Genomic DNA, 12224 nt, shown 5'->3' with positions numbered 1-12224 from the left:
AAAAACCCGCTGCAGTTGCAGCGGGTTTTTTTTATTCTATTTAGTTATTACTATCCAATAGCTTGTTCTAAATCGGCAATAAGGTCGTCTATATCTTCGATACCTACAGACAGTCTTATCAACGAATCTACAACACCTGTCTTTTCACGTTCCTCTTTTGGGATACTCGCATGCGTCATACTCGCAGGGTGACCTGCCAGACTTTCTACGCCACCAAGGCTCTCTGCCAACGTAAACACCTTAAGATTTTCAACAATTTTTATAGCTTCATTGTAATCGTTCCCTTTGGTCACAAATGAAATCATGCCGCCAAAATCGCGCATTTGTGATTTTGCAATTTCATGATTTGGATGGTCTGCAAAACCAGGCCAGTACACCTTTTCTATCTTTGGGTGCTGGTTTAAATACTGAGCAATAGCTTTTCCATTCTCACAATGACGTTGCATACGTATATGAAGGGTTTTAATACCGCGAAGCACTAAAAAACTATCCTGTGGCCCACAAACAGCGCCACTCGCGTTCTGCACAAAGTATAATCTATCTGCAAGTTCTTTGTCTTTTACCACCAAAGCTCCCATCACAACGTCGCTATGTCCGCCCAAGTACTTTGTAGCACTATGCATAACGATATCTGCGCCTAAATCTAAAGGTTGCTGTAGGTAGGGAGTTGCAAAAGTATTGTCTACTGCAAGTAAGATATCATGCTTCTTGGCAATGGCAGCAGCTGCCTTAATGTCTATAATATTCATCATTGGATTAGTTGGCGTTTCTACCCAAATCAGTTTTGTTTTGTCGGTTATATACTTTTCAATATTGGCTGCATTTTCCATTCCAATGAAATGAAACTTAATGCCAAAACCTTCAAATATTTTCGTGAATAGACGATAGCTACCGCCGTACAAGTCGTTTGTAGAAACAACCTCATCACCTGGTTGTAAAAGCTTAACTACGGCATCTATTGCAGCCAAACCACTTCCAAATGCCAAACCAAAATTTCCATTTTCTATACTTGCCAAAGATCGCTCTAGAGCAGCTCTGGTAGGATTTCCACTTCGAGAATATTCGAACCCTTTGTGCCCTCCTGGAGTAGATTGTGCGTACGTGGAAGTCTGGTAAATTGGAGGCATAACAGAGCCATAAGCTGGATCTGTATCGTGCTGCCCTCCGTGTATAGTTTTGGTGTTAAATTTCATATGTTTTGTATCTCTTTTTAGAAGCATCAAAAGTACGAGTTTACTTTGGTATCAAAAAAACTGTCGTATTTTTAACCTATGAATAACAAAATTTATCTTCTCTTAACAGTTTTGGCACTCTTTGCAAGTTGTAAGAAAGCATTGAACACAACAACAGTTATTAAGTCTTCGAAAGTTTTAAAGTCATGCAGCACCATGAGTTGCCCCGATATTGATATGGAATATTTTGAGGTTGGTGGCGCCGAGAAAGCAACATCTGCAGTAAATGCTGATATTAAAAATTTTGTGATTCAGTCCCTTTATATTGGCGAGGAAGAAGCAGGTAGTAATGCCTCTACAATAGAGCAAGCAATGGAAGATTTTATTTCTATGTATCGAACTCACAGTGCCGAGTTTCCAGACCTTTCGGCAGAATATTTTGCCGAAATTACCGTACTCCCTATTTATAACAGTAAAGACATTTTATCTGTTAGTTTTCGAAATTACCTATATACAGGAGGAGCTCATGGTTATGGCGCGGTAAACTATAAAAACTATCATCCTAAAACCGGAGATGCTCTATATTATGAAGACTTGTTTAATGATGTTGACGCATTTTCAAAGCTTGCAGAAGCTGCTTTTAGAACCTCTTATGAAATACCAAAGAACGGAAGCATTAACGCGACAGGATTTTGGTTTGAAGACGATGCGTTTTATCTTCCTGAAACGGTAGGAGTTTCTAAAGAATTTATAATGCTACATTACAACCAATACGAAATTGCCCCATATGCTGCAGGCCCTATTACGGTAGATATCCCAATTTCTGATGTAAAGGATTTGCTGAAAATCCCTGTTGAATAAGTTAGACGTTTTTTAATAGTGCCATTACATACCCTAGATGGACACCTTCATGAAAGTTATTAAACTCGATAGCTTCTTGTGTACTGGTAAGCGTTGTTTTTGTTGTAACCGTGTATTCTTTATAGGTCTTAAACAATTGGTTGTTCGCATCTGTTTCGGTTTGTTTCAGTAAGTCAAAAAGTTGTTTTTTACAGAGATCTACCTCCTCCTGAGCTACCAACCCTTCAGGTTTTGTTCCTTTTTTGTAGCGCATCACCTCTTCCGAAGAAACATGCAATGGAAGGCTTGACAATCCATATACCAACATTTGCTGTACTACTACACAGTGTTTTATATTCCAAAACACATTGTTATTAAATCCATCAGGAATTTTGTTAAGCTGTTCAAGCGATAATGTTTCTAGAAAGTGAAAAAAAATCTTTCGCGTTTTTAAAGTAATGTCCAGCGTGAATTTCATAACGTTAATTTTCCTCTAAAATAACAGAAATACACATCAAATTCGAGTTACTTTGTAGATTAAATTCTTCAGCCTAAGACCATGAAAAAAATTTATTATTTAAGCACCTGCGATACTTGTAAACGCATTATGAAAGAACTAGAGATTCCTCAGTCTTTTATTAAGCAAGATTTGAAAACTCAGGGAATTTCCGAAGAAGAAATAGAAGAGCTCTATAACATGACTCATAACTACGAAGCTCTTTTTAGTAAACGCGCTCGGTTGTATAAAGAACGTGACCTTAAAAACCAGACGCTCTTAGACGAAGATTATCTCAATTTGCTTTTAGAACATTACACCTTTTTAAAGCGCCCTATTATTGTAAACAACGATGAAATATTTATAGGTAATTCTAAAAAAACTGTGGCCGCAGCTAAAAACTCTATTCACGGTAATTAACTTTTGAATGAACCCAAGAATACTTGCCTTACTTGCCGCAACGGCCGCCAGTAGTATTTATGGAATAAACCACACTATTGCAAAAGGTTTAATGCCAGATGTAATAGGTCCGTACGGCTTTATTTTATTACGTGTGAGTGGGGCAACATTGGTATTTTGGCTGATTAGTTTTTTCTACCCTTCAGAAAAAATTGATCGAAAAGATTGGCTTAGAATTATAGGGTGTGCTGCCTTTGGGATGGTTATTAATATGAATATGTTTTTTAAGGGGTTAGAACTTTCTACGCCAATTAACAGTAGTGTAATAATCACCATTTCTCCGGTACTCTTACTTATTCTTTCTGCAATTATTTTAAAAGAACGCATTACTTGGTTAAAAGCTATGGGTGTTTGTCTTGGCCTTGCAGGGGCTTTAGTTCTTATACTTTTTGGCGCAAAAACCCAGCCCAATGCCTCCAACATACCTTTAGGCAATCTGTTGTTTATTGTGAATGCCGTTTCTTATGTTTTCTACTTAATACTTGTAAAGCCACTAGTAGCAAAATACAATTCTATTACCTTAATGAAGTATTTATTTTTGATTGCAGTCTTTATTAATCTACCCATTGGGTACTTACAATTTGCTGAAGTTAGCTGGTTTTCTTTAGCGTTTGAAGATCTAGGAGCCTTACTGTTCGTTGTTTTAGGAACTACGGTACTTACCTATCTTTTCAATATTTATGCGCTTAAACAGCTTAGTCCTTCAGTTATAGGTGCATTTATGTACTTACAGCCTCTAATAGCAGTGGCGTTTGCCATTCTCTCTGGGGCAGACAAACTTACCTCACTTAGGCTCATTGCTGCTATTCTTATCTTTACAGGAGTGTTTCTAACTACAAGGAAGAAAAAAAGCTTGACAAAAACATAATATAATAGCAAGGATAATATTGTATCTTTAATGTCCTAACTTTTAAAATTATAGACATGAAAACTGAAGAAATTGCAAATAATTTAGTTGCCTGGTGTAATGCAGGAGAAGAGCAAAAATGCTACGAACAACTTTACAGCCCGAATATTGTAAGTGTAGAGATGGAAGGAAGCGAGCATCAAATCTCAAAAGGAATGGAAGCTATTGCCAAAAAAGGGCAATGGTGGCAGGAAAATTTTGAAGTACATAGCGCGAAAACAAGTGAACCTACAGTAGCAGATAATTGGTTTAGCGTACGGCATGAAATGGACATTACTCATAAGCCAAGCGGACAACGAAGCACTATGCAAGAATTAGGAGTGTATGAAGTAAAAGATGGAAAAATTGTGAGAGAGCAGTTTTTCTACAATACAGAAGAGTAACAGATTACGCAAAAAAAAGGGGAATGTTAAAACGCTCCCCTTTTTTTATTCACCTTATATACTATTTTAAATCTATGGGTAGTTGCCCATGCCTTCTAGTATGTTCTTTTGTGATTGTATAAAAGTCGTCTGTTTTACTTAGGGTATTTAAATTTTCTAGTAATTCTTCAGGTATTGCCCTTAACTTTCGTGTGTTTAAATCTATCCAGCCAGCCATCATTTCGCAGCGAGCTAAATTTCTACCTCGCTGGTCGTAAAAGTTGTGCAGAAACGAAAAGTACATTCCATCTTCGCTAATTCCTTTTAGCTCCATTGAAACCTTAATGGGTTTTCCTGGGAACACTTCCTTGAAGTAAAACATATGTTCGTAGAAAACTACGGGCCCAATATTATGACGTACCATATCGGCTTGACCAAAGCCATTTTTTTGCATAAAACTAAGGCGCGTATGGCTCATATAATTAATGTAGGCACTATTGGCTAGATGCCTATTAGCATCAATATCGTTCCATCTAACTTCAAATTCTTTTGTATACATAAATTAGTTTAGATTTTTAGAAGAAAATAAATATTCCACAATATTATGCAGAATGTTTTTGATTCAGTTCTCGTGGTTTATTGTTTATATAATTTATTACAGCGGTATAAACACTTTCGCTTTTCAAATCGTGTTTTAGTCCGCTAGTAATTAGTGTGTCTATCTTTTTATTTAGCTGAAATGCCTCTTTAATGGGCAGAAAGGGCGTCACAGTATCAGATTCGTCATGAATTACCAGAAGAGGACTTTTTGATGTGTTGAAAAAGTTAGACATTTCAACTTTTTCGTAGGGTATTTGCAATACCGAATTTACCTTTCCGTGTAAATTTTGAATGGCTTTTGGTGAAAGCTTAAGTAAACTCTGGAAATATTCGAAAATGGCATTCATCCCAGAAGGGGCACCCATTAGTACAAATCGATTTATATTAATTTTTGGATTGTGCAAATACGTATACGCTGCCACCAAACACCCCAAACTATGACAAATTAAAGTATCTACGGGTCCCGTAAGCTCTATAACCTTTACCAATGCCTTTCTGCAAATTTCAACATTAAGAGCATTGCCTTTGGCCATACCATGCCCTGGAAAATCTAACGCATACACTGTATACTGACTTAAATCTAGTTTAGCTATATAAGGACGCCAGCGCTGACTGTTACTCATCCAACCGTGCAAGAAAAGAATATTTTTTGGGCCTGTTCCCCAACGGTGCAAAGCTACAGTGTGTGCTCCCACATCTATATGTGAAGTCGTTGCAGTAGCTAAAAATTGCTTGCCTTTTTCTGTAAAACCTACCCGGCGCACCTTGCACAATAATTTAAAAGATTGTTCTGCATTCCATTTTGGAGCGATTACAGCCGTACTGTTAATAAATAAACTTATAGCTTTTGTAATTATTTTCTTCATAACTATTTAGATACCAATTGGTATCTTAGAATTAAAATTTTTTTAAATCGAAATTTCCTCCACTAAGTTTCTCAAATGCGCAATTGTTTTATGTATTGCATCTGTAGAGCGTTCTAACCTACTCATCATAATTCCTCCTTCTAACGTTGCAATAAAAATAGTAGCATAAAAAGGAGCGTCTACCGTGTGCCGCACCTGTTTGTTCTTTATACCATTGGATACTATTTTACATAAAGACGCCTTTAATTGCGCTAACATATTAAAAGCTTGTTGTCTAAGTACCGTATTTGTATCATCTGCTTCTACAGCTGCATTCATAAGAGGGCATCCCCCATCATACAGTGGTGTGTGCATATATGTTTCAAAAAAATTAAAGGTGGCTTCCATTTTTAATTGAAACGTCTGTGCTTCTTGAATAGACTGTCCTAATTCAGAAAACATAACTTTTCCCAAACTTCGCAACGCTTGTTGTTCTAAGTCGCTCTTATTCTCAAAATGTCTATAAATAGCTCCCTTGGTAAGTCCTGTAGCTTTGGTGATATCACTTATAGAGGTAGCCTTGTATCCTTGTGTATTAAACAGGTTAGCACTCTCTTTTATAATATGTTCTTTAGTAAACTCGGCGTTACGCATATGCAAAGATACCAATTGGTATCTAAATAAAACATGGTATTAAGATAAATTTTCATTTGTATATTCGCGCGGTAAGATTCAATTGCTTCAAGCGCCGTACAATGCCCATCATTAATTCTACATATACAGCAAAAGGATTGTTTAAAAACGGTCATTTTTCTACTATTTATTCTGCCAAATTACGCCCAGTTCCCAAGGTTGTACAACAGCGAGAACGCTTAGAATTAAATGATGGTGATTTTATAGATATCGATTGGTCATTTCCTATAAAACCCAGTTCTAAAGTGGCTATTTTATTGCATGGTCTTGAAGGAAACGCACAGCGCGTGTATATGCAGGGGCAAGCCAAAATATTTACAGAACACGGTTGGAATGTCGCTGCTATGAATCATCGAGGGTGTAGCGGTGAAGAAAACAGGTTGTACTTATCTTATAACTCAGGAAGAACCGAAGATCTTGCCGAACTGATAGATTACATACTCGAAAAAAATACATATGCCGAAATCGCGTTAGTTGGTTTCAGTTTAGGAGGTAACTTAGTCCTTAAATATTTAGGTGAACGGCAAACCATTCCTAAGGAGCTAAAAACAGGGGTTTCTATTTCAGCACCACTTCATCTAAGCGGTTCTTTAGAGCAGCTTATTAAACTTGAAAATTTTGTGTACAATCATACCTTTATTAATGATTTAAAGGGGAAGTACAAACGTAAAATGAGTCATTTTCCAGAACAAATGAGTACAACAGAGTACAAAAAAGTACGCACTTTATTAGACTTTGACAACCTCTACACTGCCCCGGCACATGGCTTTAACGATGCATACGATTATTATGAGAAGAGCAGTAGTCTTCAATTCTTGCCTAGCATAACTACCAAAGTTTTGATTTTAAACGCCTTAAACGATAGTTTTCTTTCTGAAAAATGCTATCCAATAGACATTGCTTCGAACTCCAAAAACATTTTTCTTGAGAGTCCGAGACATGGCGGTCATGTAGGCTTTCATATAAACAACAAGGTATATTATTCTGAAAAAAGGACTCTTGAATTTATAAATAGCTGATACAATTTCGTCTAAAAAACATTAGTAAGATCTTGCCCAAATGTTGCATGATATAAAACAAAATGAATGCTATAATCATTTCAGAATAAAAGGCAAGACTAACGAAACATGCTAGAGGCGCACAAATGCGTATCTTTGCACAAATTATTTACCTATGATTCAGTCTATGACTGGTTATGGCAAGCACATCATACAGCTGCCTACCAAAAAGATTACAGTAGAAATTAAATCTTTAAACAGTAAAAATCTCGATTTAAACACCCGCATTCCATCGTCGTATCGAGAAAAGGAACTTACCATTAGAAATCTATTGGCAAAGTCGCTTACCAGAGGAAAAGTAGATTTTAATCTCTTTATTGAAATGACAGGAGAGGCTACCAATACAAAGGTGAACGAAGCTGTAGTACAAGAATACATAGCACAATTAAAGAACGTAGTGGCCGGCGACGAAACTGAACTGCTAAAAATGGCCGTGCGTATGCCAGATGCTTTAAAAACAGAGCGTGAAGAGATTGACGACAATGAATTTGCTGAAATTTTAAAAGCGGTGACCATTGCATTACAAGAAATTAACACGTACCGAAGCGACGAAGGTAATGTACTTAAAAACGATTTTCTAGAACGCATAGACACAATAGAAAAACTGCTTACCGAAGTAGCTACTATAGACGGTGAACGCATGGATAATGTGCGAGAACGCTTGCGTAATGCAGTATCTGAAATAAAGGAACGTGTAGACGAAAATAGGTTTGAACAAGAATTAATTTACTACTTAGAGAAATACGACATTACTGAAGAAAAGGTACGTTTAGAAAATCACCTCAATTATTTTAGAGAGGCTATCAATTCTGACGACTCTAACGGTAAGAAATTAGGCTTCATCACTCAAGAAATTGGACGTGAGATTAATACTATTGGTTCAAAATCTAATTTTGCACCCATGCAACAACTTGTAGTACAAATGAAAGATGAGTTGGAAAAAATTAAAGAACAAGCACTCAACGTATTGTAATGAATAAAGGAGGTAAATTAATTGTATTCTCTGCCCCTTCTGGCAGTGGCAAAACAACCATTGTACGACACTTACTGGGGATTAAAGCATTGAATTTAGAATTTTCTGTCTCTGCAACTTCAAGAGCACCAAGAGGTGAAGAAGTACACGGCAAAGATTACTACTTTTTAACCCTAGAAGATTTCAAACATAAAATGAAAACAGACGCTTTTTTAGAATGGGAAGAAGTATATCGCGATAACTTTTACGGCACCTTGCATAGTGAAGTTGAACGGATCTGGGCCATGGGGAAAAACGTAATCTTTGATATTGATGTTGTAGGCGGATTGCGAATTAAGAAAAAGTACGCCGAACGTACTTTGGCTGTGTTTGTAAAACCTCCGAGTGTAGAAGAGCTTAAAATTAGATTGAAAAAGCGTAAGACAGAAAGCGACGAAAAAATTAATATGCGCATTGCGAAAGCAAGTGTAGAGATGGCCACAGCACCTCGTTTCGATTATATTATTGAAAACGACACGCTCGAGCATGCTTTGGCAGAAGCAGAAAGACTTGTTGCGCAGCATATTGCTAAACCTATTTTTGACGATGTCACCGAAGAAGAATAAAAGTATTGGGCTCTACTTTGGCACTTTTAACCCGATACATATTGGGCATCTTATTATTGCCAATTATATGGTAGAATTTGGTGGGTTAGATGAAGTTTGGATGGTAGTTACGCCACACAATCCGCATAAAAAGAAAAGTACATTACTAGACAACCACCACCGTCTAGCGATGGTTAGAATAGCTCTAGAGGACTATCCAAAATTAAAAGCAAGCACTATAGAATTCGATTTGCCACAACCCAATTACACGGTTAATACACTAGCCGTTTTGGAGGAAAAATATCCTGGGCAACAATTTTGCTTAATTATGGGCGAAGACAACTTAAAGAGTCTTCATAAATGGAAAAACTATGAAGTGATTTTAGAGCGACATGAGCTTTATGTCTACCCTAGGGTTTCAGGAGGTCTGGTAGAAAATCAGTTTAAAGATCACCCAAAAATTAATCGCATTGCTGCTCCTATCATAGAACTCTCTTCAACGTTTATTAGGAATGCCATAAAGGATGGAAAAAATAGTAGGCCCATGCTCGCGCAGAATGTCTGGGAGTATCTAGATGAGATGAATTTTTATAGATAATCTTTTAGAGGCTGCCGTATACACTAATTATATACGGGTAAGGATAACAAATTAGACCTAACGACCGACCAAAAAAGAAACCGCCCCTCTATTCAAGACTGAATTTTGGGGCGGTCATAACCAACCAAAAAGTTGTAAATATCTATGAAGTGAGGTGTTTTAAAGCACACTAATCTTCTTCATTTGTTTTTCTATCGTCGCTTTTGGAATTCTTAATTTTCCGCGGCTATTTTTATACTGAATGTATCCTTTTCCTCTAAACGTATAAACTGTGCCAGAGGTTTCGTGGTACAATTCTATTCTGTTGTCATTAATAACGTTCAATTCAAAGTATTCATTGCCCAGGTAATCATAATCCAATGTTAAATATTTCAAATACCCATTTCCAGGCACATCATCTACATTGTAAATTCCTGTGTAGTCCCAATACAGGTCGTATATATCGCTACCTACAGGATCTTGTGAACTTCTAAAGTTACCATCACCACCTCCCGGTAAAAACTGAAGGAAGTCTTCATTATCAAACTCGTTAGGTGAACCTCCTTCTGTACTCACTTTTTCCCAAGCCGTATATTCCTGAATGAAATAGTGAATATTTTCATAGAACAGTAAATCGTAGTCGAAATTATTTCGCTGATATCCAACTAAGACATAACGAACCCCTGTTGGAGGATGGTACAATTCTATTTCTGTTGTGCTTAACTGGGTTACATCAAAACTATTAAAACCATCTAAATCGTGAGAAATATCAAGCACATAGTTATATGCATCATAAAACCCTACGTCTATTCCAAAACCATAACCCTGGTCTCCAATACCTACCAAGTTATTGTTGGCAAAGACAGTTCCATTTCTAAAAGACATTGTAAACGCCAATTGCATAAATGGATGTTCTCCAGCTGCATTAGAACGATTAATATCTACATACCATAACTCGTAGCTAGACAGCAACTGATTTAAAGAAATAGAAGGCACTGGGTCTACGTATGGATCTTGATCTACAACCACAACCTCTTCTACATAACAAGAAGTAACTACCGAAGCCAATAAGGCAAATCCGAAAAATAATTTTAATGTCTTCATAACCGTTCGTTTTAAACCTATTGTACCTAAATACAATGGGTGTTGTTTCACTTTGGAAAATCTAAAAGCATGCCAAACTTTTATTAAGCTGATTATAAGGAGTTTATGTAGACTTTAATTTTCCGTATTTTTGAATTTCAAAATAACTTATATGAAAAACCAACCAAAATTTGCCGTATTCGGAGGTGGAAGCTGGGCTACAGCCATTGTAAAAATGCTCTGTGAAAACTTGGACGAAGTTGGTTGGTATATGCGTAGTGTTTATGCGCTAGAACATCTTAAAAAAGAGCAGCACAACCCCAATTATTTAAGCTCTGTAGAGTTTGACCCTAACAAACTGAAGCTTAGCAATGATATTAATGAATTGGTCACTTACGCAGACTATCTCATATTTGTAATTCCCTCTGCTTTTGTAGATGCTGAGCTCAAAAAGTTAACCGTTTCCTTAGAAGGAAAAGTTATTTTTTCGGCTATTAAGGGAATTGTTCCTGAAAGTAGCCTTATCGTTGGAGATCATTTTTATACTCATTATAAAATTCCGTTTAAAAACATTGGAGTAATTACGGGTCCGTGTCATGCAGAAGAAGTAGCCCTGGAGCGTCTTTCTTACCTAACCATAGCCTCTGCAGATAACGAAAAGGCTACGATTGTTGCCAATGCCTTGAGTTGCGATTATATAAAATGTACTACAAGCGACGATATTATTGGTACCGAATATGCTGCCATGCTGAAGAATATATATGCTCTGGCTGCAGGGATTGCCCACGGTTTAGGGTATGGTGATAACTTTCAGAGCGTACTCATGAGTAATGCCATTAGAGAAATGAAGCGTTATGTAAAAAAAGTTCATAAAATGAAACGCGATATTAATGGCTCTGCCTACTTAGGAGATTTATTGGTAACGGGCTATTCTACCTTTAGCCGAAATCGTCTCTTCGGAAATATGATAGGAAAAGGTTATACCGTTAAAAGTGCTCAAATGGAAATGAATATGATTGCAGAGGGTTACTACGCAACCAAAAGTGCCTATGAGTTAAATCTCGCAAAGAATAAGAAAAAGGCAAAAACACCTATAATAGATGCCGTTTACAGCATTTTATACGAAGGAAAAGATCCAAAGAAGGTTTTTAAGAAATTAACCGAAAAGTTAGACTAAATTATCGTGCTAGAACACCTTTTTTAGTTAACACTGGTAAGGGTGTTGCATTATCTTCGAGTATAGAAAAGCGAGGTAGCTCAAAACGTTTGTCGTATAACCGGTCTCCAATAAAGTAGGTGATAGTAAAAAAGTTGTCAAGCTTAAAGACGCTTTCATCTATGTATTCTACCTTAGCATACCCTTGGCAGGAACCATCTTAATGGTTTTTCGCATAGGAGCAGTCATATCTTTTTCGTCATATCCCTGAGCCACTATAAGAACAGTTTCTAACGGATTTAAACCGTCGTTAATAAGGTAGATGTTCCAGTCGTGCGTATTGTAGTCTTCATTTAACTCAAATACAGCAGCAACGTAGACGTCTTTGACCTCGGGAATGTCAATGTCTTTTTTCATAA

At 36.9% G+C, this 12224-nt stretch carries 16 protein-coding genes; 9 read left to right on the top strand and 7 right to left on the bottom strand.

Going from position 1 to position 12224, the window contains the following annotated elements; translation table 11 throughout:
- Positions 1–50 precede the first annotated feature (50 nt).
- Positions 51–1220 carry a cystathionine gamma-synthase gene (locus G5B37_RS10905; protein ID WP_263649866.1) on the bottom strand — a complete coding sequence of 390 codons (1170 nt, stop codon included), beginning with the start codon at positions 1218–1220 and terminating at the stop codon, positions 51–53.
- Between the two features lie 51 nt (positions 1221–1271).
- On the opposite strand from G5B37_RS10905, the gene G5B37_RS10900 reads away from it, so the two are divergent.
- Positions 1272–2033: a DUF3298 and DUF4163 domain-containing protein gene (locus G5B37_RS10900; RefSeq protein ID WP_164680063.1), complete on the top strand. Its 762-nt coding sequence runs from the start codon at positions 1272–1274 to the stop codon at positions 2031–2033.
- A gap of 1 nt (position 2034) precedes the next feature.
- On the opposite strand, the gene G5B37_RS10895 is transcribed toward G5B37_RS10900, so the two are convergent.
- Positions 2035–2490 carry a DinB family protein gene (locus G5B37_RS10895; protein WP_164680062.1) on the bottom strand — a complete coding sequence of 152 codons (456 nt, stop codon included), beginning with the start codon at positions 2488–2490 and terminating at the stop codon, positions 2035–2037.
- Between the two features lie 81 nt (positions 2491–2571).
- On the opposite strand from G5B37_RS10895, the gene G5B37_RS10890 reads away from it, so the two are divergent.
- The 3 genes from G5B37_RS10890 to G5B37_RS10880 are packed head-to-tail and all read left to right on the top strand — an operon-like array spanning position 2572 to position 4257.
- Positions 2572–2928: an arsenate reductase family protein gene (locus tag G5B37_RS10890; protein ID WP_164680061.1), complete on the top strand. Its 357-nt coding sequence runs from the start codon at positions 2572–2574 to the stop codon at positions 2926–2928.
- A 7-nt stretch (positions 2929–2935) separates the two neighbouring features.
- Positions 2936–3835 carry a DMT family transporter gene (locus tag G5B37_RS10885; RefSeq protein ID WP_164680060.1) on the top strand — a complete coding sequence of 300 codons (900 nt, stop codon included), beginning with the start codon at positions 2936–2938 and terminating at the stop codon, positions 3833–3835.
- A 56-nt stretch (positions 3836–3891) separates the two neighbouring features.
- Positions 3892–4257 (top strand): nuclear transport factor 2 family protein, encoded by a 366-nt coding sequence (locus G5B37_RS10880; protein ID WP_164680059.1) that lies wholly within the window; start codon positions 3892–3894, stop codon positions 4255–4257.
- Positions 4258–4318: 61 nt separating this feature from the next.
- Here G5B37_RS10880 and G5B37_RS10875 read toward each other — a convergent pair whose 3' ends face one another.
- Genes G5B37_RS10875 through G5B37_RS10865 form a run of 3 tightly spaced genes read right to left on the bottom strand, consistent with a single transcriptional unit; the run spans position 4319 to position 6335 of the window.
- Positions 4319–4795 carry an acyl-CoA thioesterase gene (locus G5B37_RS10875; RefSeq protein WP_164680058.1) on the bottom strand — a complete coding sequence of 159 codons (477 nt, stop codon included), beginning with the start codon at positions 4793–4795 and terminating at the stop codon, positions 4319–4321.
- 43 nt (positions 4796–4838) lie between these two features.
- Positions 4839–5702: an alpha/beta hydrolase gene (locus G5B37_RS10870; protein WP_164680057.1), complete on the bottom strand. Its 864-nt coding sequence runs from the start codon at positions 5700–5702 to the stop codon at positions 4839–4841.
- A 42-nt stretch (positions 5703–5744) separates the two neighbouring features.
- A complete protein-coding gene (locus tag G5B37_RS10865) occupies positions 5745–6335 on the bottom strand; it encodes a TetR/AcrR family transcriptional regulator (RefSeq protein WP_164680056.1) in 591 nt (196 codons plus the stop codon).
- Between the two features lie 101 nt (positions 6336–6436).
- On the opposite strand from G5B37_RS10865, the gene G5B37_RS10860 reads away from it, so the two are divergent.
- The 4 genes from G5B37_RS10860 to nadD all read left to right on the top strand — a co-directional run bounded on the left by G5B37_RS10860 (position 6437) and on the right by nadD (position 9587).
- Positions 6437–7393, top strand: a complete 957-nt coding sequence (locus G5B37_RS10860) for a YheT family hydrolase (protein WP_164680055.1) — start codon at positions 6437–6439, stop codon at positions 7391–7393.
- Between the two features lie 154 nt (positions 7394–7547).
- Positions 7548–8405: a YicC/YloC family endoribonuclease gene (locus tag G5B37_RS10855; RefSeq protein ID WP_164680054.1), complete on the top strand. Its 858-nt coding sequence runs from the start codon at positions 7548–7550 to the stop codon at positions 8403–8405.
- Positions 8405–9010 carry a guanylate kinase gene (gene gmk, locus G5B37_RS10850; RefSeq protein WP_164680053.1) on the top strand — a complete coding sequence of 202 codons (606 nt, stop codon included), beginning with the start codon at positions 8405–8407 and terminating at the stop codon, positions 9008–9010. The genes G5B37_RS10855 and gmk overlap by 1 nt, the downstream gene beginning before the upstream one ends.
- Positions 8991–9587, top strand: coding sequence for a nicotinate (nicotinamide) nucleotide adenylyltransferase (gene nadD, locus G5B37_RS10845; RefSeq protein WP_164680052.1), 597 nt, complete (start codon positions 8991–8993; stop codon positions 9585–9587). The genes gmk and nadD overlap by 20 nt, the downstream gene beginning before the upstream one ends.
- A 159-nt stretch (positions 9588–9746) precedes the next feature.
- On the opposite strand, the gene G5B37_RS10840 is transcribed toward nadD, so the two are convergent.
- Positions 9747–10670, bottom strand: a complete 924-nt coding sequence (locus G5B37_RS10840; protein WP_164680051.1) for a nicotinic acid mononucleotide adenyltransferase — start codon at positions 10668–10670, stop codon at positions 9747–9749.
- A gap of 151 nt (positions 10671–10821) precedes the next feature.
- On the opposite strand from G5B37_RS10840, the gene G5B37_RS10835 reads away from it, so the two are divergent.
- A complete protein-coding gene (locus tag G5B37_RS10835; RefSeq protein ID WP_164680050.1) occupies positions 10822–11826 on the top strand; it encodes an NAD(P)H-dependent glycerol-3-phosphate dehydrogenase in 1005 nt (334 codons plus the stop codon).
- A gap of 168 nt (positions 11827–11994) precedes the next feature.
- Here the strand turns inward: G5B37_RS10835 and G5B37_RS15185 are convergent, their stop codons facing one another.
- Positions 11995–12222: a hypothetical protein gene (locus G5B37_RS15185; protein ID WP_263649792.1), complete on the bottom strand. Its 228-nt coding sequence runs from the start codon at positions 12220–12222 to the stop codon at positions 11995–11997.
- Positions 12223–12224: the final 2 nt, after the last annotated feature.

Source organism: Rasiella rasia (genome assembly GCF_011044175.1).
GTDB lineage: Bacteria > Bacteroidota > Bacteroidia > Flavobacteriales > Flavobacteriaceae > Marinirhabdus > Marinirhabdus rasia.
Note: the sequence above shows the minus strand (reverse complement) of the source record. Positions and strands in the feature narration are given on the sequence as shown.